The sequence below is a fragment of the Pseudomonas sp. BF-RE-25 genome, from assembly GCF_019956105.1.
Classification (GTDB): domain Bacteria; phylum Pseudomonadota; class Gammaproteobacteria; order Pseudomonadales; family Pseudomonadaceae; genus Aquipseudomonas; species Aquipseudomonas migulae.
The window spans coordinates 1-20,015 of the sequence record NZ_JAHBDB010000030.1 but is presented as its reverse complement, the minus strand read 5'-3'; the positions used below and the strand labels follow the sequence as shown (position 1 = coordinate 20,015).

The 20,015-nt window shown below is 60.4% G+C and carries 23 protein-coding genes; 12 read left to right on the top strand and 11 right to left on the bottom strand.

Going from position 1 to position 20,015, the window contains the following annotated elements:
- Positions 1–604: 604 nt before the first annotated feature.
- Both KGB24_RS15005 and ggt read right to left on the bottom strand, forming a co-directional pair.
- Positions 605–1,138 (bottom strand): cysteine hydrolase family protein, encoded by a 534-nt coding sequence (locus KGB24_RS15005; protein WP_223416590.1) that lies wholly within the window; start codon positions 1,136–1,138, stop codon positions 605–607.
- 69 nt (positions 1,139–1,207) lie between these two features.
- On the bottom strand, positions 1,208–2,935 hold the full coding sequence (gene ggt, locus KGB24_RS15000) for a gamma-glutamyltransferase (protein ID WP_223416591.1): 1,728 nt from the start codon (positions 2,933–2,935) through the stop codon (positions 1,208–1,210).
- Positions 2,936–3,084: 149 nt separating this feature from the next.
- Between ggt and KGB24_RS14995 the strand changes: the two genes are divergently transcribed.
- Positions 3,085–3,594 carry a methylated-DNA--[protein]-cysteine S-methyltransferase gene (locus KGB24_RS14995; RefSeq protein WP_223416592.1) on the top strand — a complete coding sequence of 170 codons (510 nt, stop codon included), beginning with the start codon at positions 3,085–3,087 and terminating at the stop codon, positions 3,592–3,594.
- A 108-nt stretch (positions 3,595–3,702) separates the two neighbouring features.
- Here the strand turns inward: KGB24_RS14995 and KGB24_RS14990 are convergent, their stop codons facing one another.
- Complete coding sequence (locus KGB24_RS14990) at positions 3,703–4,290, bottom strand: NUDIX domain-containing protein (protein ID WP_223416594.1); 588 nt, start codon at positions 4,288–4,290, stop codon at positions 3,703–3,705.
- A gap of 50 nt (positions 4,291–4,340) precedes the next feature.
- Positions 4,341–4,778 (bottom strand): hemerythrin domain-containing protein, encoded by a 438-nt coding sequence (locus KGB24_RS14985; protein ID WP_008045275.1) that lies wholly within the window; start codon positions 4,776–4,778, stop codon positions 4,341–4,343.
- A 146-nt stretch (positions 4,779–4,924) separates the two neighbouring features.
- On the opposite strand from KGB24_RS14985, the gene KGB24_RS14980 reads away from it, so the two are divergent.
- The gene (locus KGB24_RS14980) at positions 4,925–5,368 is read left to right on the top strand and encodes a GNAT family N-acetyltransferase (protein WP_223416595.1); all 444 of its coding nucleotides are present in this window, start codon (positions 4,925–4,927) and stop codon (positions 5,366–5,368) included.
- Positions 5,369–5,454: 86 nt separating this feature from the next.
- Here KGB24_RS14980 and KGB24_RS14975 read toward each other — a convergent pair whose 3' ends face one another.
- Positions 5,455–5,805 carry a hypothetical protein gene (locus KGB24_RS14975; protein WP_008029480.1) on the bottom strand — a complete coding sequence of 117 codons (351 nt, stop codon included), beginning with the start codon at positions 5,803–5,805 and terminating at the stop codon, positions 5,455–5,457.
- A gap of 161 nt (positions 5,806–5,966) precedes the next feature.
- Here KGB24_RS14975 and KGB24_RS14970 point away from each other — a divergent pair, with 161 nt between their 5' ends.
- The 9 genes from KGB24_RS14970 (at position 5,967) to KGB24_RS14930 (ending at position 10,980) form a co-directional block, all read left to right on the top strand.
- Complete coding sequence (locus tag KGB24_RS14970; protein WP_008045271.1) at positions 5,967–6,215, top strand: hypothetical protein; 249 nt, start codon at positions 5,967–5,969, stop codon at positions 6,213–6,215.
- A gap of 20 nt (positions 6,216–6,235) precedes the next feature.
- On the top strand, positions 6,236–6,565 hold the full coding sequence (locus KGB24_RS14965; protein WP_223416596.1) for a DUF6388 family protein: 330 nt from the start codon (positions 6,236–6,238) through the stop codon (positions 6,563–6,565).
- A 28-nt stretch (positions 6,566–6,593) separates the two neighbouring features.
- The gene (locus KGB24_RS14960; protein WP_008029486.1) at positions 6,594–7,298 is read left to right on the top strand and encodes a YoaK family protein; all 705 of its coding nucleotides are present in this window, start codon (positions 6,594–6,596) and stop codon (positions 7,296–7,298) included.
- A 204-nt stretch (positions 7,299–7,502) separates the two neighbouring features.
- Positions 7,503–7,895 (top strand): sulfurtransferase complex subunit TusD, encoded by a 393-nt coding sequence (gene tusD / locus KGB24_RS14955; RefSeq protein WP_223416604.1) that lies wholly within the window; start codon positions 7,503–7,505, stop codon positions 7,893–7,895.
- 1 nt (position 7,896) lies between these two features.
- Positions 7,897–8,259, top strand: coding sequence for a sulfurtransferase complex subunit TusC (tusC, locus tag KGB24_RS14950; RefSeq protein ID WP_223416597.1), 363 nt, complete (start codon positions 7,897–7,899; stop codon positions 8,257–8,259).
- The gene (gene tusB / locus KGB24_RS14945; protein ID WP_223416599.1) at positions 8,259–8,552 is read left to right on the top strand and encodes a sulfurtransferase complex subunit TusB; all 294 of its coding nucleotides are present in this window, start codon (positions 8,259–8,261) and stop codon (positions 8,550–8,552) included. The genes tusC and tusB overlap by 1 nt, the downstream gene beginning before the upstream one ends.
- A complete protein-coding gene (locus KGB24_RS14940; RefSeq protein ID WP_223416600.1) occupies positions 8,549–8,884 on the top strand; it encodes a TusE/DsrC/DsvC family sulfur relay protein in 336 nt (111 codons plus the stop codon). Before tusB ends, KGB24_RS14940 begins: the two co-directional genes overlap by 4 nt.
- Positions 8,881–9,882, top strand: a complete 1,002-nt coding sequence (locus KGB24_RS14935) for a glycosyl transferase family protein (RefSeq protein WP_223416601.1) — start codon at positions 8,881–8,883, stop codon at positions 9,880–9,882. The genes KGB24_RS14940 and KGB24_RS14935 overlap by 4 nt, the downstream gene beginning before the upstream one ends.
- A gap of 90 nt (positions 9,883–9,972) precedes the next feature.
- Positions 9,973–10,980 carry a glutathione S-transferase family protein gene (locus tag KGB24_RS14930; protein WP_223416603.1) on the top strand — a complete coding sequence of 336 codons (1,008 nt, stop codon included), beginning with the start codon at positions 9,973–9,975 and terminating at the stop codon, positions 10,978–10,980.
- A gap of 112 nt (positions 10,981–11,092) precedes the next feature.
- On the opposite strand, the gene cysG is transcribed toward KGB24_RS14930, so the two are convergent.
- The 6 genes from cysG to KGB24_RS14900 all read right to left on the bottom strand — a co-directional run bounded on the left by cysG (position 11,093) and on the right by KGB24_RS14900 (position 18,735).
- The gene (gene cysG, locus KGB24_RS14925) at positions 11,093–12,487 is read right to left on the bottom strand and encodes a siroheme synthase CysG (protein WP_008029501.1); all 1,395 of its coding nucleotides are present in this window, start codon (positions 12,485–12,487) and stop codon (positions 11,093–11,095) included.
- Positions 12,488–13,768, bottom strand: a complete 1,281-nt coding sequence (serS, locus tag KGB24_RS14920; RefSeq protein WP_008029502.1) for a serine--tRNA ligase — start codon at positions 13,766–13,768, stop codon at positions 12,488–12,490.
- 15 nt (positions 13,769–13,783) lie between these two features.
- The gene (gene crcB, locus KGB24_RS14915; RefSeq protein ID WP_008029503.1) at positions 13,784–14,158 is read right to left on the bottom strand and encodes a fluoride efflux transporter CrcB; all 375 of its coding nucleotides are present in this window, start codon (positions 14,156–14,158) and stop codon (positions 13,784–13,786) included.
- The gene (locus KGB24_RS14910) at positions 14,158–15,480 is read right to left on the bottom strand and encodes a replication-associated recombination protein A (protein ID WP_008029505.1); all 1,323 of its coding nucleotides are present in this window, start codon (positions 15,478–15,480) and stop codon (positions 14,158–14,160) included. The genes crcB and KGB24_RS14910 overlap by 1 nt, the downstream gene beginning before the upstream one ends.
- 150 nt (positions 15,481–15,630) lie before the next feature.
- On the bottom strand, positions 15,631–16,254 hold the full coding sequence (gene lolA / locus KGB24_RS14905; RefSeq protein WP_008029508.1) for an outer membrane lipoprotein chaperone LolA: 624 nt from the start codon (positions 16,252–16,254) through the stop codon (positions 15,631–15,633).
- 72 nt (positions 16,255–16,326) lie between these two features.
- Positions 16,327–18,735 (bottom strand): DNA translocase FtsK, encoded by a 2,409-nt coding sequence (locus KGB24_RS14900; protein WP_192227336.1) that lies wholly within the window; start codon positions 18,733–18,735, stop codon positions 16,327–16,329.
- A gap of 295 nt (positions 18,736–19,030) precedes the next feature.
- Here KGB24_RS14900 and trxB point away from each other — a divergent pair, with 295 nt between their 5' ends.
- The gene (trxB, locus tag KGB24_RS14895) at positions 19,031–19,990 is read left to right on the top strand and encodes a thioredoxin-disulfide reductase (RefSeq protein WP_008029514.1); all 960 of its coding nucleotides are present in this window, start codon (positions 19,031–19,033) and stop codon (positions 19,988–19,990) included.
- Positions 19,991–20,015: the final 25 nt, after the last annotated feature.

The following is a 20,015-nucleotide window of genomic DNA, read 5'->3' as shown; positions in this document are numbered from 1 at the left end:
GGAGCTTGCCTCCCTCAAAGAAAAGGTATTGAAATTTAACCGCAATAGAGAACGGTTCTTAAGTGTAGATTGAGTTCAAGCCTCTGCACATCCCCCCACTCAGAGATTGGATCTGCTTACTCGCCACAGGGTTTGCGACTGACGTAAAGTCGCGGGACTTACCGGAGGCCGACATGACCGAACCCACCCCCACGATCTACCTGTCAGATACATCCGACCGGGCGCTGTTCGACCGGATCGCCGATGAATTGCAGGTTTTCGATTAGAAAAAATCGATGGGGACGCACCCCAATCCGTAGGAGCCCGGCTTGCCGGCGAAGGCGTCCGTGAAATCGCCATCGCCAGCAAGCCGGGCTCCTACAGGGTTTGCGTGAACCCTAAATCTCCAACACCCTCGCGATTTGTAGGAGCCGGCTTGCCGGCGAAGGCATCCATGAAATCGCCATCGCCGGCAAGCCGGGCTCCTACAGGGTTTGCGTGAACCCTAAATCTCCAACACCCTCGCGATTTGTAGGAGCCGGCTTGCCGGCGATGGCGTCCGTGAAATCGCCATCGCCAGCAAGCCGGCTCCTACAGGGTTGGGCGGGGCCCGTCATCATGGGTGCTAGAAGGTGATGTCGGCGGCGGGTATCACGTCGATTCGCGCCACTGAACCGGTCAAATGCGCCAGGTCCTTGTTGTGCTCGGCGATGATGTCTTCGGCGGGGATGTTGCCGTTGTCGACCGTGGAGTGAGCGTCAGCCGCCAGCACCACGTCGTACCCCAGTTGCAGCGCCTGACGCACTGTGGCGTTGACGCAATAGTCGGTTTGCAAACCGCAGATGACCAGGCGTTCGAAATCCTGCACCGGCAGCAGCTTTTGCAGGTTGGTCTGGTAGAACGAATCCGGTGTGGTCTTGCGTACGTGCCAATCCTTGGGCGAGGTTTCCAGCCCTTCGGCCAGTTGCCAGCCGTCAGCGTTATACGCCAGCGGACTGCCGTCTTCCTCATGCTGGATCAGCACCACCGGAATCCCGGCCTTTCGGGCACGGGCGCCGAGCCCGTTAATGGTGTCGATGACACGTGAGATTTCGAAGCACTCGTACTCGCCCGTGCAAAGTGCTTGCTGGACATCGATGATCAACATTGCGGTGGTCATGGTTCCATCCTTGATCTGTCGTTGGATCTGGGGACAGAAACTAAATCCGTCCCCTTCCAAACACAACCCTCAATAACCGAGAGACAACCCGGTGTTACGACGCGGATCGTTCGCTCCGTAGAAACGGTTTTTGCCCACCGGTTTACCGTCCAGCGACGGCGCGCCGACCAGAATTGCGGCGATATGGTTAGCATCCTGCGGCCCGGCAAACTTGTGGCCCCAGCTTTCAAGCAGTTTCACCGTGTCCGGACTGGTGGTGAACGCCTCCAGGTTGGTCTCTTCCGGCAACCACTGCTGGTGGAAACGCGGCGCATCCACCGCCTCCTGAATGTTCATGCCGTAGTCGATCACGTTGAGGATGGTCAGCAAGGTCGCGGTGATGATGCGGCTGCCGCCAGGGGTGCCGACGACCATCACGACTTTGCCGTCCTTGGTGACGATGGTCGGGCTCATGGACGACAGCGGCGCCTTGCCCGGCGCGATGGCGTTGGCCTCCCCTTGCACCAGACCGTACATGTTCGGCACGCCGATTTTCGAGGTGAAGTCGTCCATCTCGTCGTTGAGGATGACCCCGGTTTTGCTGGCCATGACACCGGCGCCGAACCAGTCGTTCAAGGTGTAGGTCACCGACACCGCGTTGCCCCATTTATCGACGATGGAGTAATGAGTGGTGTTGCTGCCTTCGTGCGGCGCGACGCCGGGTTTGAGCTCGCGGGACACGCCGGCCTTTTGCGGATTGATGGCAGCGCGGATTTTGCTCGCGTAGTTTTTATCCAGCAGATGGGCGATCGGATTTTTCACGAAGTCCGGGTCGCCGAGGTAGCTGTTGCGGTCGACATACGCGTGGCGCATGGCTTCGATCTGGTAATGCATACCCTGCGCCGAGCGGTACCCCAGGTCTTTCATCGGGTAGCCGTCGAGGATGTTCATGATCTCGCAGATCACTACGCCGCCGGAGCTTGGCGGTGGTGCCGAGACCACGTGGTAGCCACGGTAATCGCACTCGATGGGGGCCAGTTCGCGGGTCTTGTATTTGTCGAGGTCGGCCTGGGTGATGATGCCTTTGTTGGCCTGACTGGAGGTGACGATCGCGTCAGCGACCCAGCCCTTATAGAAACCGTCGGTGCCCTTCTCGGAGATTTCCCGCAGGGTTTTGCCCAGGTCTTTTTGCACCAGTTTCTGGCCGACCTGCATCGGCTCGCCGTTGCTCAGGAAGATCGAGCCGGAATCTTTCATGTCCTTTTTGAAGACGTCGGTGGCGGACTCCAGCAAATCGACATCGCCCTGCTCCAGCACAAAGCCCTCTTCAGCGAGTTTGATCGCCGGGGCGATCACTTCCTTGCGCGGTTTGGTGCCGTAGGTTTTCAGCGCCAGTTCCATGCCGGACACGGTGCCCGGCACGCCGACAGCCAGATGACCACGGGTGCTGAGGTCCGGGACGACGTTGCCCTCTTTGTCGAGGTACATGTCGGCAGTGGCGGCCAGCGGGGCTTTTTCGCGGAAGTCGAGGAAGGTCTTGCGCCCGTCCGCCAGTTGGATGGTCATGAAACCACCGCCGCCCAGGTTACCTGCCGCGGGATACACCACCGCCAGCGCATACCCGACCGCGACGGCGGCATCGACGGCGTTACCACCGTTCTTGAGCACATCGACGCCCACATGACTGGCCAGATGCTGGGCAGTGACCACCATGCCGTTTTCGGCTGCAACGGGGGCGACGGAAGCGGCGTGAGCCGCCAGGCAACTGAGTGCCAATGAAGTCGCGATGAGCGATTTGGCAAAAGGTTCGAACTTCATGAGTCGGTCTCTTTTTGTTTTTAGGGTCGGTAAAAAAACAGAGAAAACGTTTCAAGAGCAGTACGCAGTATGGTCGGGATTGCGTATTGCGCCTCCCCGTCGAGGCAGTATGCTTGCCGCCTGCTCACCTGTTTTCGGAGTCCGCCCGCATGAGTTACACCTTCACCACCATGGCGTCGCCGGTCGGCGAGTTGAAGCTGGTTGCGAACGGTTCGAGACTGGCGGCCATCCTCTGGGAAAACGACACACCGAATCGCGTACGGCTCGGGCCGATGAGTGAGGCGGCGGACAACCCAGTCCTGGTGCGCGCGGTTCAACAGTTGCAGGAATACTTCGCCGGCACACGAAACCGCTTCGACCTGGAACTGGATTTTGCCGGCACGGACTTTCAGAAAAAGGTGTGGCACGCCCTGCTGACCATTCCCTTCGGCGAAACGCGCAGCTATAGCCAGATTGCCGAGCAGATCGGCAACCCGAGCGCAGTGCGTGCAGTGGGCGCGGCGAATGGCAAGAACCCGATCTCGATTATTGCGCCGTGCCATCGGGTGATCGGCGCGTCGGGGAAATTGACCGGGTTTGCGGGTGGGCTTGAGGCGAAGGAATTATTGCTGACGCTGGAAGGCGGCCGAGGTAAAACCGGACGTTTCGAAGGCTTTTGACCTTGCTTTATGTAGGAGCGAAGCTTGCTCGCGAAGGTGTGTCAGGCGACAGCACCGTTGCTGACACACCTTCGCGAGCAAGCTTCGCTCCTACAGGGGATTGCGTGCTCAGGTGAATATATTTTTCATGGCGGCGTACTGCAGCAGCATGATGGTCTTCGCGTCGCAGATCTCCCCGCGATAAAACGCTTCCAGCGCGTCGTCGAACGGCCACTCCAGCACTTCCAGTTCTTCGGTCTCTTCTTCGAGCCCGCCGCCCTCGCCGACTTTCGATGAAGCATCGTATTCGGCGATGAAAAAATGCAGTTTTTCTGTCACCGAGCCGGGGCTCATGTAGGCCTCGAACACCTTCTGCACATGGTGCACGCGATAACCGGTTTCTTCCTCCGCTTCATCGCGGATGCGTTCTTCTGGCGCGGCGCCTTCGAGCAATCCCGCAGCCACCTCGATCAACAGACCGTCATGACCATTGACGAACACCGGCAAGCGAAATTGCCGGGTCAGTACGACGGTTTTCTTCTCGCGGTTGAACAGCAGAATCGCCGCGCCATTGCCACGGTCGTAGACCTCGCGGGTCTGGCGTTGCCATTCGCCGTTGTTGCGCTGGTAATCGAAGGTGATTTTCTTCAGCAGATACCAGTCGTGGGACAACACCTGGGACTCAACGATGTTGACCCGTTCGGCTGTGTTCGGCATGACAACGCATCCTTATTTCGTCAGAAAACGCCCATCTTAGACGAAGGCCCTCACGAAAGTTGAGCCTTGTATTCCTTCTCGTATTGCCTGGCGAGCGTTTCTTTCTGCTGGTCGTCGAGCAGCTTGCCGGCCATCTGGAAGAACTTCTGCTCTTCCTCCTCCAGATGGTGATGGACCTTCTCGGAGAGCTTCTTCGCGGTCACCAGCCAGGCCGGGCTGGACATCTCGGTCTCGTCGAGTTCCTCCATCATTTCGTCCATCTCGTGATGTTCCGAAATCGCGTGGCGACTGAGGTCGACACCGTTGTCGAACTCCATCAGCGGGATATAAAAATGCCGCTCTTCTGCGGTTTCGTGTGCCTGGAGTTCGGACTTGAGCTGCTTGTAGGCTTCAACGCGCTCCGGGGTGTCGCCGCTGGTCTTGACCAATGCGACGGCGTAGGTGCGTTGGCGGTCGTGGCTTTCGCGCAAGGCTTCGAAAATGTTCATTGGCAATCCTCATCGGCCGCGTTCTGGAATGACGCTGTAAAGGCTAGACATCTGCGCGCTGGCGACGGTTCCTCTGAATAACGAGGGATAGAACAATCGTCGCGACCCGGATACGCTCGTGCATCACTGCCATAAGGATGTAGCCGATGACACTCAGCATCGAACAGTCGCACAACCCGACACCGGAAGATCGCGAGGCGATCCTCGCACCGTTGCGGGCCTACAACGTCGCCCAAGCGGGGGACGGCAAAGCGCAACCGCTGGCCCTGCTGGTGCGCAATGACCAGGGCGAGATTCTCGGCGGGCTGTACGGCCGGTTTTTCTATCAATGGTTGTTTATCGAATTGCTGTCGGTGCCGGAACAGGGCCGGGGACAAGGCATCGGTTCCAGGCTGATGCAGATGGCCGAAGACCTGGCGCGGGAGAAGGAATGCATCGGGATCTGGCTGGACACCTTCGACTTTCAGGCGCCGGAGTTCTACAAGAAGCTGGGGTTCAGCGAGTTGGGGCAGATCGTTGACTACCCGCCGGGGCACAAGCGCTTCTTTTTCCAGAAGCGCCTGATCAATAAAGCCGAACTCTCCCTGTAGGAGCATGGCTTGCCAGCGAAGGCGTCCGTGAAATCGCCTTCGCCGGCAAGCCGTGCTCCTACAAAGGTATTGCGGTGCTCAAAAGATCAAAGGCAGGTAGCCAGCGCCGCCAAACGGCGCTTGGCGACAAAGTCGTCATGCTGCGCGTAGTAACTCAACGCCGTCCCTGACGCATCGGTGGTCACGTCCACAAAGGACTCCGCCGAACGCGTGTAAACGGTAGACCCGCCCTTCTTGCCCGGCTGCAAATAAGCGCCCGCATCGACGCCGAATACTGCCTCGTCCTGCCAGGCGAACTGCACGCACTGGGCGACGACTTTTTCCGGTTTGTCCGAAGTCAGGGTTTTGTACGGGGTGCCCGTGCGGGCATCGTTCATCACCGAACCGGCGCATCCCGCCAGCAACGTTGCGGCCAGCGCCACCATCAGAATTCGCATTGCGTGTGCTCATCAAGAAAAAGCGGACTGTATCACCGTGGGCCAGCGTATCGTTCTGCTTTACTTCATTTATACCGCGACACCGCGCAACGATTCGCGCACCCTGTCGCGCCAAACGCTGCATCGCCCCTGTTTTCGGGCTCATTTTTTCTGGAACGTCCATGACACCCAACGCCGAATTCTACAAACCGACCGCTGAATATGCCGACAAGCTGATCAGCCAGATCGGCCAGACGCCTTCCTGGATCGCCAAGCGAATCGGCGTCACCGACAAGCGGATCCGTTACATTCTCGACGGCGAACGCACCGTCAAGGGCGAAACCACGCCGATCCAGATGACCTACTGCGAGCAGTTTGCCCTCGAATGCCTGGCCGCAGCGGCCAAGGCCAGCAAGAAGCAGTCCGTGTAACCCATTCTCAAGGAGCGACCATGGCGGCAACCGAACAGCAACACGAGCAGGCGCTGCAGAAGTTTCTCGATGAGCGACCTGAACTGCGCCACGAACTCGACAACCTCAACCCGCTGCTGGCTCAGGCCAAGGGCGAAACCGCAGCGCAGTTTCGCGACGAGCGCTTGCATGAAGCGTTCGAAGCCGAGGCCGAACGCCTGGGGTTGTTTGCCTGGGAGCTGACCCTGCAACTGACCGCCGCAACACCGGAGGACTACGAAGCTCAACGCCTGAACGTACACCGGGAAGTGGCCGAAATGGCGGGTATGGACTGGCTGGACTATTGCGAGTTATATGGTCTGATCCCATAACCGTCGCCGCACAAGGATCCCGCCACCGATGCTGCCTTCGTCCTCCACGACCCGCGCCAGTCCGGGGCATCTGCACACTCAGAAATGGCGCGGCCGCATCGGCCTGTCGCTGGTGGCCGCACTCTCGGTGCTTGCCGGCATGACCGACGCTATCGGCTTCATGGCCAGCGGCGATTTCGTTTCCTTCATGAGCGGCAACACCACCCGCCTCGCCGTGGCGATCAGCGACGGCGACATGGGCCTGACCCTGCGCCTGCTACTGCTCGTGGCCACGTTCATCCTCGGCAACGCCTTGGGCATTGTCGTCAGCCGTGTCGGCGGGCGCCGCGCGCTGCCCTTGCTGTTGTGCATCGCCATGTTGCTGTGTGCGGCAGCGGCCTGGCCTTATGACGAACAATTGCCCGCGCTGCTGGCGGCGATCATCGCGATGGGCATGCTCAATGCCGCCGTCGAAGAAGTGAATGGCCTGCCGGTGGGCCTGACTTACGTGACGGGCGCCCTGTCGCGCTTCGGTCGCGGCCTGGGACGCTGGATGCTCGGCGAGCGGCGCAATGGCTGGCGGGTGCAGTTGATCCCCTGGACCGGAATGTTTGCCGGCGCGGTGCTGGGGGCTGTGCTGGAGCATCATCTTGGACTCAGGGCGTTGTTTGTCAGCGGGTTGCTGGCGGGGGCGCTTGGCGTGCTGTCGTTGAGGATTCCACGGCGTTGGCAGTTGGGGTATATGCCGCGTTGAACCTGCATTGACTGTTCGGGCCTCATCGCGAGCAGGCTCGCTCCCACAAGGGATTTGCGTCGAGCACAATATTGGAGCGGACCACCGAACCCTGTGGGAGCGAGCCTGCTCGCGATGGGGTCGACTCGGTCTCAAGGAAAACGCCCTTCGCCGCCCCGACGAGAAAGCTTTATCATGGCCGCAGTTTTACTGATCGAGTCCGTCATGAAGTTCGCCATCGCGCTGTTTTCCGCCGCCCATGCGCCCTCCTCGCGCCGTGCCTTGTTGTTCGCCCAGGCTGCACTGGCCGGCGGGCATGAGATTGTCCGGCTGTTTTTCTATCAGGATGGCGTCTACAACGCGTCCGCCAGCGTGGTAACGCCGCAGGATGAACTGGACCTGCCCAAGCAATGGCGTGCCTTTGTGGCCGAACATCAACTGGACGGCGTCGTCTGCATCGCCGCCGCCCTGCGTCGTGGCGTATTGAACGACGAAGAAGCCCAGCGTTATCAGCGCGAAGCGGTCGCCGTCGGCGCGCCGTGGGAATTGTCCGGTCTCGGTCAGTTACATGACGCGGTGCAGGACGCCGACCGACTGATCTGTTTCGGAGGTGCGTGACATGCCTAAATCCTTGCTGATTATCAGCCGTCAGGCGCCGTGGTCCGGGCCGAGCGCACGTGAAGCACTGGACATCGTGCTGGCCGGTGGTGCCTTCGACCTGCCGATCGGCCTGCTGTTTCTTGATGACGGAGTGTTCCAGCTCGCGCCGAAACAGGACGCCAAGGCCCTGCAACAGAAAGACTTGAGCGCCAACCTGCAAGCGTTGCCGATGTTCGGCGTCGAAGACCTGTTCGTCTGTGGCGACAGCGCCGCTGAACGCGGCCTGGCCCCGGACAGCTTGTCGCTGGAGGACGCCCAGGTGCTGGCCGCCCGCGAAATCACCGCCCTTATTGACCGTTACGACCAGGTGATCACCCTCTGATGTCGACTTTGCATGTGTTGTCTCATTCCCCGTTCGGCGACGACCGTCTGAGCAGTTGCCTGCGCCTGATCGGCGCGAACGATGCGCTGCTGCTGACCGGTGACGCGGTGTATGCGTTGCAACCGGGCACCGCGCCCTTCAACGCCCTGATCGCCGGCAACCCGACGCTGTTCGTGTTGGCCGAAGACGCCCAGGCCCGTGCGATGGAGGTTCCGGATACGGCCAAGGCGATCGATTATCCCGCCTTCGTCGAACTGTCGATTCACTACGACAAGGTCAACAGCTGGTTATGAATGCACTGACGGTCGGCGCCCGCGCCATCGAGTTGGACAAGGACGGTTTCCTGGTTGAACTGAGCGACTGGTCCGTCGACGTGGCCAGCGCCCTCGCCGCTGCCGAAGACATCGAGTTGAGCCCCGAACACTGGGAAATCCTCGAATTGCTGCGCAGCTTCTACGCCGAGTTCCAGTTGTCCCCGGCGACACGTCCGCTGATCAAGTACACAGCGTTGAAGCTCGGCCCGGAAAAAGGCAACAGCCTGCACCTGAACCGACTGTTCAAAGGCACCCCTGCCAAACTCGCCGCGAAACTGGCGGGCCTGCCCAAACCGACGAATTGCTTATGACCGACTATCCAGTGCTGACTCTAGAAACGCCCGCCGAACACCCCTTCGCCCAATTCGTGCGGATCCTCGGCAAAGGCAAGCGCGGCGCCCGCGACCTGACCCGCGAAGAAGCCCGCGAAGCCATGGGCATGGTGCTCGACAACAAGGTCGAAGACACTCAGCTCGGTGCGTTTCTGATGTTGCTGCGGCACAAGGAAGAAAGCGCTGAGGAAATGGCCGGCTTCACCGAAGCCCTGCGTGAGCGCTTGCAACCACCGGCCTTGAATGTCGATCTGGATTGGCCAACCTACGCTGGCAAGAAGCGTCATCTGCCGTGGTATCTGCTGGCGGCCAAGTGCCTGGCGCAAAACGGCGTGCGGATTTTCATGCACGGCGGCGGCGCACACACGGCCGGGCGGCTGTACAGCGAGCAACTGCTGGATGAGCTGAAGATCCCGTTGTGCCGCAACTGGCAACAGGTCGGCTCGGCGCTCGATAACGGCGGCCTGGCGTTCATGCCGCTGGTGGATTGGGCGCCGCAACTGCAACGCATGATCGACCTGCGCAACACCTTGGGCCTGCGCTCGCCGATCCACTCCCTGACGCGCATTCTCAATCCGTTGAACGCTCGCTGCGGCCTGCAAAGCATTTTCCATCCCGGCTACCAGGCGGTGCATCGCGATGCCAGCGGCTTGCTCGGCGACACCGCGATTGTGGTCAAGGGCGATGGCGGCGAGATCGAGATCAACCCCGACACCGACAGCCACTTGTACGGCACCACCGGCGGCGAGAGCTGGGATGAGGAATGGCCGCAGCTCTCAGCGCAACGCCATGTCAAACCCGCCTCTCTCGATCCCGAACATTTGAAAGCCGTATGGCGTGGCGACGTGGTCGACAGTTATCCGCAAATGGCGCTGATCTCGACCATGGCCCTCGCACTACGCGGCCTCGGCCAACCTCGCGAAATCGCCTTCGAAACAGCCCATAAATATTGGGACGCACGGGACAGATCGATTTAACCGATCATAAGCGCCCAACCTTTGCGCTTTTTTATCGAACCTATCGGAATAGACTCCTCTCCAACGCTTATCGGTTGGGGAGTCTTGAACATGGGTTTGTTAGTCGAAGGTCGCTGGCATGACCAGTGGTACGAAAGCAGCAAGGACGGCGCGTTCCAGCGCGAACAGGCGCAGCGTCGAAACTGGCTGACCGCCGACGGCACGCCCGGCCCGACCGGTGTGGGTGGCTTTGCCGCCGACGCGGGTCGTTATCACCTCTACGTATCGCTCGCCTGTCCGTGGGCGCATCGCACACTGATCCTGCGCAAACTCAAAGGCCTTGAAAGCCTGATTGACGTGTCGGTGGTCAGTTGGCTGATGCTGGAAAACGGCTGGACCTTCGACAAGCACTTCGGCTCGACCGGCGACAAGCTCGATCACTTCAACTTCATGCACCAGCGCTATACCGCCGACACCGCCGACTACACGGGCCGCGTCACTGTGCCGGTGCTCTGGGACAAGCAGCAGAATCGCATCGTCAACAATGAATCGGCGGAGATCATCCGCATGTTCAACGGCGCATTCGATGACTTGACCGGCAATGACCTGGATTTCTATCCGGCGCCGTTGCGCAGCGAGATCGATGCGTTGAATGAGCGGATTTATCCGGCGGTGAACAACGGTGTGTACCGCGCCGGGTTCGCGACATCGCAGACGGCTTATGAAGAGGCGTTTGACGGGTTGTTTGCGGAACTGGATCGACTGGAACAGCTGTTAGACGCCAATCGTTATCTGGTGGGCGAATACCTGACTGAAGCGGACATTCGCCTGTTTACCACGCTGATCCGCTTTGATGCGGTGTACCACGGGCACTTCAAGTGCAACCTGCGGCGGATTGCCGATTATCCGAACCTGTCGAACTGGCTGCGCGAGATTTATCAGTGGCCGGGGATTGCCGAGACGGTAGATTTTCAGCACATCAAGAACCACTACTACGGCAGTCACAAGACCATCAACCCGACCGGTGTTGTGCCGAAGGGGCCGGAGCAAGACTTTACCGTGGCGCATGATCGGGCGCGGTTGAGCGGGAAAGGGGTTTGGCGCAAGAACAGCGCCTGATCTGAACCTCGTACAAATTTGAGGGCCTCTTCGCGGGCAAGCCTCGCTCCTACAGGGATGTGTACGTTCCCTGTAGGAGCGAGGCTTGCCCGCGAAGAAGGCGACGCGGTCTTCAGACTTGCGCCTGAGCCCCTTCAAACCACGCCAGTTTCTCGCGCAACTGCACCACTTCCCCAACAATCACCAGCGTCGGCGCATGCACTTCATGCTCCGCCACCAATCGTGGAAGATCGGCCAAGGTGCCGGTGAACACCCGCTGATTAACCGTGGTGCCCTGCTGAATCAACGCCGCCGGCGTATCCGCTGCGCGACCATGCTTGATCAACTGCTCGCAGATGATCGGCAAGCCCACCAGCCCCATGTAGAACACCAGGGTTTGCGCCGGGGCGACCAGATCACCCCACGGCAAATCGGTGGAGCCGTCCTTCAAGTGCCCGGTGACAAATCGCACCGACTGCGCGTAATCGCGGTGGGTCAGCGGAATCCCGGCGTATGCCGCGCAACCGCTGGCCGCCGTGATGCCGGGCACCACCTGGAACGGGATGCCATGGGCCGCCAACTCTTCGATCTCTTCACCGCCACGGCCGAAGATGAACGGATCACCGCCCTTCAACCGCACCACGCGCTTGCCTTGTTTGGCCAGGTCCACCAATTGCTGGTTGATCTGATCCTGCGGCACGGCGTGATCGGCGCGACGCTTGCCGACGTAGACCCGCTCGGCATCGCGACGGCACAAATCGAGAATCGCCGGCGCCACCAACCGGTCATACAGCACCACATCGGCTTGCTGCATCAGGCGCAACGCGCGGAAGGTCAACAGGTCGGGATCACCCGGCCCGGCACCAACCAGGTACACCTCACCCGTGGCAACCGGCGCTTCACCGCTGATTTTCGCCTGCATCATGCGTTCGGCTTCAGCGCCCTGCCCGGCCAGTTGCCGGTCGGCAATCGGGCCCTGGAACACATCTTCCCAGAACGCCCGACGCTGCTGTACATCCGGAAACAGGCCTTTGACCTGACTGCGAAAACGCGCAGCCAGACCGGCCAGTTGACCGTAGGTGGAAGGAATCCAGGTTTCGATCTTGGCGCGGATCAACCGCGCCAGCACCGGCGCATCGCCGCCACTGGAAACCGCGATGATCAATGGCGAACGGTCGACGATCGCCGGGAAGATCACGCTGCACAAGGCTGGCGCATCCACCACGTTGACCGGCACGCAACGCCGATGAGCATCGGCGGAGACTTGTGCATTCAGCGGTTCATCATCGGTGGCGGCAATGATCAGCCCACAGCCGTCCAGATCCGCTTCGACGTAGCCACGCAACAGGCACTCGCCACCGCTGCCGGCAACGAGTTCGCGCAGTTGCGGTTCGATTTCAGGCGCAACCACCCGCAGCAGCGCACCGGCTTCGGCCAGCAGGCGGGATTTGCGCAAGGCAATTTCCCCCCCACCGACGACCAACACACGACTGCCGCGAAGGTTGTGAAACAGCGGCAGATAGTCCATTTAGCCGATGACCTCGAGGCCACCCATGTACGGTTTCAGCACGTCCGGCACACGGATCGAACCGTCGGCCTGCTGGTAGTTTTCCAGCACGGCAACGAGGGTACGACCGACCGCCAGACCGGAACCGTTCAGGGTGTGAACCAGTTCAGGCTTGCCGGTTTCCGGGTTGCGGAAACGCGCTTGCATACGACGGGCCTGGAAATCGCCGCAGTTGGAGCACGACGAAATCTCGCGGTATTTGTCCTGGCTCGGGATCCACACTTCCAGGTCGTAGGTCTTGACTGCACTGAAGCCCATGTCGCCGGTGCACAGCGCAAGGGTGCGATAAGGCAGTTCCAGCAATTGCAGGACTTTCTCGGCGTTGGCGGTCAGGCCTTCCAGCGCTTCCATCGAGGTCGATGGCTCAACGATCTGGACCATCTCGACCTTGTCGAACTGGTGCTGGCGAATCATGCCGCGGGTATCGCGACCCGACGCACCGGCTTCACTGCGGAAGCACGGCGTATGGGCGACGAACTTGATCGGCAGCAGTTTCGAATCGACGATTTCGCCAGCGACGATGTTGGTCAGCGACACTTCAGCGGTCGGGATCAGGTACAGATCGGCCTCGCCTTCGCGAGCGATCTTGAACAGGTCTTCTTCGAATTTCGGCAATTGACCGGTGCCTTGCAGCGCCGGCGCCTGGACCAGATAAGGCGTATAGGCCTCTTCGTAACCGTGCTCGCTGGTGTGCAGGTTGATCATGAACTGCGCCAGGGCGCGGTGCAGACGGGCGATCGGGCCGCGCAACAGGGCGAAACGCGCGCCGGACAGCTTGGCGGCGGTTTCGAAGTCCAGCCAGCCGAATTTCTCGCCCAGGGCGACGTGGTCCTGGACCGGGAAATCGAACGCGGTCGGGGTGCCCCAGCGGCGCACTTCAACGTTGCCGTCTTCGTCATCGCCGATTGGCACGGATTCGTGCGGCAGGTTCGGGATGCCGAGCAGGATCGAATCCAGATCGGTCTGGATCGCGTCCAGTTCCACTTTGCCGGCGCTCAATTCGTTGGCCATGCGCTCGACGTCCGCCATCAACGGCGCGATGTCTTCGCCGCGCTGCTTGGCCTGACCGATGGATTTGGAGCGCGCATTACGTTCAGCCTGCAGTGCTTCGGTGCGGGTCTGGACGGTCTTGCGCTGTTCTTCCAGCGCTTCGATGCGCGCAACATCCAGCGTGTAGCCACGGGATGCCAGGCGGTCCGCTACGTCCTGAAGGTTGCTACGTAACAGTTTGGAATCGAGCATGTCGGTCTCTCGTTATCAAAGTTTGGTCAAGGACAGGCCGGCCCAGGTGGCGAGCAGCCCGCCGAATACGCTGATGGCAGCATAGCCCAGGGCTAGTGGCACCTGCCCGCTTTCCAGCAGGCGCACCGTATCCAGTGAAAAGGATGAAAAAGTCGTCAGCCCCCCGAGGAAGCCGACAATCAGCCCGGCGCGCACTTCGAAAGGCACCTCCGGGCGAATCAAAAACAGACCGTATAGAACGCCGATCAGCAAACAGCCGACGATATTAACGGCCAGCGTCGCGGTATAGAAGTGCCGTGGCCAATTAGCGTTGACCCAGTTGCCAGTGGCGAAGCGCAACAGCGTGCCAGCGACCCCGCCGACGGAAACCGCAACAATCAATGGAAGCACTATTTTCTCCGCTGCCGGGGGCTTAAACGGTCAAGTTGCGCGAGGTGATTGAGCTTCTCGCCGATCTTCAGCTCCAGGCCTCGCGGCACTGGCTGATAGAACGGTTGCGGCTCAAGCTCTTCGGGGAAGTAGTCTTCGCCGGCGGCGTAGGCATCCGGCTCATCGTGGGCATAACGATACTCGTCGCCGTAACCGAGTTGCTTCATCAGCTTGGTCGGGGCGTTGCGCAGGTGCAACGGCACTTCCAGCGAACCGTGTTCGGTGGCGCTGCGCATCGCGGCTTTGAAGCCCATGTACACCGCATTGCTTTTCGGCGCGCAGGCCAGATAGGTGATGGCCTGGGCCACCGCCAACTCGCCTTCCGGGCTGCCGAGGCGTTCCTGCACTTCCCACGCGGCCAGGCACAGGCTCAAGGCACGCGGGTCGGCGTTGCCGATGTCTTCGCTGGCCATGCGCACCACGCGCCGGGCCAGGTACAGCGGATCGCAACCGCCATCGATCATCCGTGCAAACCAGTACAACGCGCCGTCCGGATTGGAGCCGCGCACCGATTTATGCAGCGCGGAAATCTGGTCGTAAAACGCTTCACCGCCCTTGTCGAATCGGCGACGGGTATCGCCCAAAAGACTTTGCAGCAGATCGACGCCGATTTCGCTGTTGTCTTCGGCAAGGTCCGAGGCGTTTTCCAGCAGGTTGAGCAGGCGCCGACCATCGCCATCGGCGGCGGACAGCAGCATCTGAAAACCTTCATCGCTGAGGGTCAGTTGCCGTTTGCCCAGGCCACGCTCTTCGGTGAGCGCACGATGCACCAGTTTGCGCAGCGCCGCTTCGTCGAGGCTTTTGAGCACGTAGACGCGCGCCCGGGAGAGCAACGCGTTATTGAGTTCGAACGAAGGGTTTTCCGTGGTCGCGCCGATGAAAATCAGCGTGCCATCTTCGACGTAGGGCAGGAAGGCGTCCTGCTGCGACTTGTTGAAGCGATGCACTTCGTCGACGAACAGGATGGTGCGTTTGCCGTACTGGCCGGCCTGTTGCTTGGCGATTTCCACCGCCTGGCGGATTTCTTTCACGCCGGCCAATACAGCCGAGACCGTTTCGAAGTGCGCATCCGAGACTTCCGCCAGCAACCGCGCCAGGGTGGTTTTACCCACGCCCGGCGGGCCCCAGAAAATCATCGAATGCAGCGCACCCTGCTCCAGCGCTTCGCGCAAAGGCTTGCCGCGAGCGAGCACGTGTTCCTGACCGACGTACTCGTCCAGATTGGCCGCACGCAAACGGGCGGCCAAGGGCTGAGCTATCGGGGCGCTGCGAAACAGGTCCATCACTGCTTATGAAACCTCACTATGAACACCGTAATACCTGTAGGAGCTAGCCTGCTAGCGATGGTCGTAAACGATAACGCGGCATGCCTGACACCCCGCGGTGCCCTGAAGTCCATCGCGAGCAGGCTCGCTCCTACAAGGGGCTGCGTTTTATTCCTGGATGATGTCCGCGCCTTTAGGGATGTCGAACTTGAACTTCGACGCCGGGATCGGCTCGTTGGCCTTCACGCCGGTAAACAGGATGTTGGTGCGCTGGCCGACGCTGTCGATCAGTTGCATGTCATTGACCAGGCCATTGCGGAACGACAGGCGCAGGCTGTCGAACAGGGTGTCCTTGGTCTTTGGCTTCAGGGTGAAGTCGATCACGCCGCCGGCTTCCTTGGCGCTGATGGCGAAGCTCTGGCTGATCTTCGACACGTCACCGGACAACAACAATGCCGGCGTCTGGCTCAGACGCAGATCGAGGGTCTTGATGGTGGCCTGTTCCAGGTCCGGGTCCCACAGGGTCACTTTCTTGCCGTCGGAAACCACGACCTGCTCGGCCGGCGCATCGGTGTGCCAGTAGAACAGGCCCGGGCGCTGCAGCGACATTTCACCGGCCGTTTCCTGCAACTGGGTGCCGCTGCCATCGAGGGTCAGCTGCGAGAAGCGTGCAGTCAGGGTCTGGGATTTTTCCAGGAGTTGGGTCAGACGCGCCACGTCCTTGTCATCGGCGTGGGCCGAGAGCGTGGTCAAAGCCAGAACCGGCAGCAACAGCATGCGGATAAGACGCATGGGAGTCCTCATAACATTCGTGGGGAGTACGATGGCGCGTCACTGCGCCATCGTTCAAAACATCAAATCAAATCAGTCGCGCACCGGGCCAGGCGCCAGGACTTCACGCGAACCGTTGGTGTTCATGGACGTCACGACCCCGGCCATTTCCATGGCTTCGATCATGCGTGCGGCGCGGTTGTAGCCGATTTTCAGCTTGCGCTGAACCGCAGAGATGGACGCGCGACGGCTTTCCAGTACGAACTGCACCGCTTCGTCGTACAGCGCATCGGTTTCAGCATCGTCATCACCGCCGCCACCGCCATTCTCAAAGCCGCTACCGGCCTCTTCAACACCGGCGAGGATGTCATCGTTGTATTCCGGCGCACCGCGCAGTTTCCAGGCTTCCACCACCCGGTGAACCTCGTCATCGGACACGAACGCGCCATGCACACGAATCGGCAGGCTGGTGCCCGGCGGCATGTAGAGCATGTCACCGTGGCCCAGCAACTGCTCGGCACCACCCTGGTCGATGATGGTCCGCGAGTCGATCTTGCTCGACACCTGGAACGCCATGCGTGTCGGGATGTTCGCCTTGATCAGACCGGTGATCACATCAACCGACGGACGCTGGGTCGCGAGGATCAAGTGGATACCGGCGGCACGGGCCTTCTGGGCGATACGGGCGATCAGCTCTTCAACCTTCTTGCCGACGATCATCATCATGTCGGCGAATTCGTCGACCACCACGACAATGGTCGGCAGCTTGGTCAGCAGCGGCGCTTCGTCGTGAATGCTTTCGCGCTTGTACAGCGGATCGGTCAGCGGCGTTCCGGCGTCCTGGGCTTCCTTGACCTTGGCGTTGAAGCCGGACAGGTTTCGTACGCCCATCTTCGCCATCAGTTTGTAGCGACGCTCCATCTCCGCCACGCTCCAGCGCAGGGCGTTGGCCGCGTCTTTCATGTCGGTCACAACCGGGCACAACAGGTGCGGAATGCCTTCGTAGATCGACAGTTCAAGCATTTTCGGGTCGATCATGATCAGCTTGGCGTCTTCCGGGCCAGACTTGAACAGGATCGACAGAATCATCGCGTTCACACCCACCGACTTACCGGAACCGGTAGTACCGGCCACCAGCAAGTGCGGCATTTTGGCGAGGTCGGTGATGACCGGCTTGCCGCCGATGTCATGACCCAGGGCCAGGGTGACCGGGGATTTGAAGTTGTCGTACTCAGGCGTCGAGAGCACTTCGGAGAAGCGCACGATCTGCCGGTCTTCGTTGGGAATCTCGATACCGACGGTGGTCTTGCCCGGAATCACTTCCACCACCCGCACGCTGGTCACGGCCAGGGAGCGCGCCAGGTCTTTCGCCAGGTTGGCGATACGGCTGACCTTGACCCCGGCGGCAGGCTGGATTTCGTAACGGGTAATCACCGGGCCCGGGTGGATCGAATCCACCGAGACTTCGACGCCGAATTCCTTGAGCTTGATTTCCAGCAAGTGGCCGACGGCTGCCAGCGACTCCGGGGAATAATTGAGTTGTTTCTTTTCTGCGGGATCGAGAATCGAGATCGGCGGCAAGGTGCCTTCGACGGCGCTGTCGACGAACAGCGGCGCCTGTTTCTCTTTTTCCACGCGCTGGCTTGGCGCGGCGGGTTTCGGCGGCGCGGGGGCAATCACCGGCGGGACCTGCTTCTCGCGGTCCGACATGTGTTTGCTCAGGGCTTGCTCGCGCTCGATCAGGCGTTCCTTGACCTTGGCTTGCTCGCGCTTGTCGGTAACGGTCGGTGCGACCACCTCATGCACGCGATCATCGACTTCACGCAACTGCGCAACCAGCTGCTTGCGCTCGACACGGGCGGCCCACCAGCGGTTGGCCGCGCCCTGGAACACTTCGAACAGGTCGAGGGTGATCTTGCCGGTAACGTCCATCACCTTGAACCACGACAGGTCGGTAAACACCGTCAGGCCGAACAGGAACAACGCGATGAACAGCAAGGTGCTGCCCTGGATATTCAGTGCATTGCGGGCCAGATCGCCAAGGCTTTCGCCCAACGCGCCGCCCGCGCCGGCCGGCAGACCGGTCGGTGCATGGAAATGGATGTGGGCCAGGGCCGCGCCCGACAGCACCAGGAACACCAGGCCGATCAGGCGCCAGGAAAACAGCCAGCCGCTCCACTGCCACGGCTCGTGGCGTTGACGGAAGATCTGGTAGGTCTTGACCGCCAGCAACAGCGGGAAAATGTAGGCGAAGTAACCCAGCACCATGAACAGGATGTCGGCACTGTAGGAGCCGACCGGTCCGCCAAAGTTCTGAACATCGTCGATCTTGCTGTTATGGCTCCAGCCCGGATCGTCCTTGCCGTAAGTCAGCAAGGCCATCATCAGGAACAGGCACAGGCCGCCGATGGCGATCAATGCACCTTCCTTGAGCCGGTAGTGCAAATGCTGGCGCCAGAGCGGAACGACGGCTGGTTTAGGTGCTGCGGTGGATTTCTTCAAAACGCTTCTTTTCCTGCGCCTATGGCGCGTCCATCTGTTGAATGACTATAAAAAACTGCCCAATCCAGGCAGGTAAAAAAGTTAACCGGCGCAACTGGGACTACTTTTAACACTGCACTCCGGTTTTTATAAACACGGGGCGCACTGAATATTCAAGTGACCGGCACGCATTGTACGGGTTTGTTCGTACGATGCCATGCTGGCAGGCCATGGATCAGCATAGCTAACGGCGCACCGATTGCGATTCAATTTGAGCACGCATTCTCTTTCGTGACAAAGGCTTATGAGGTGTTTTATGAGCGAATCCAAGCATTGCCGCCTGATCATTCTGGGTTCCGGCCCTGCCGGTTACAGCGCAGCGGTTTATGCCGCCCGCGCCAACCTCAAACCTGTGGTCATTACCGGCATACAGGCAGGTGGCCAGCTCACCACCACCGTCGAAGTCGACAACTGGCCCGGTGACGTCGAAGGCCTGACCGGCCCGGTACTGATGGAACGCATGCAAAAACACGCCGAGCGCTTTGACACAGAGATCGTTTACGACCACATCCACACAGCCAAGTTGCAACAGCGCCCGTTCGAACTTATCGGCGACGGCGGCACTTATACGTGCGACGCGCTGATTATTGCCACCGGCGCTTCGGCACAGTATCTGGGCCTGCCCTCGGAAGAGGCCTTCGCCGGCAGAGGGGTTTCGGCCTGCGCAACGTGCGACGGCTTCTTCTACCGCAATCAGGTGGTCGCCGTAGTCGGTGGCGGCAATACCGCTGTTGAAGAAGCGTTGTATTTGTCCAACATCGCCAAGGAAGTCCACTTGATCCACCGACGCGACAAGTTGCGCTCGGAGAAAATCCTTCAGGACAAACTCTTCGAAAAGGCCGCCAACGGTAATATCCGTTTGCACTGGAACCAGAATCTCGATGAAGTGCTGGGCGACGCCAGCGGCGTAACCGGCGCCCGCCTGCGCGAAAGCCACAGCGGCGAAACCAGCGAGCTGTCGGTGGCCGGCGTGTTCATCGCCATTGGCCACAAGCCCAATACCGGACTGTTCGAAGGCCAGCTGAAAATGCGTGACGGCTATCTGCTGATCAGAGGCGGCAGCGAAGGCGATGCCACCGCCACCGAGATCCCCGGCGTGTTCGCCGCTGGTGATGTGGCCGACCACGTTTATCGCCAGGCCGTCACTTCCGCCGGCGCCGGCTGCATGGCCGCACTCGACGCCGAGAAATACCTCGACGACATTCCGGCCGTTTGACGGCAAACTCCACGGTGGGCCCACC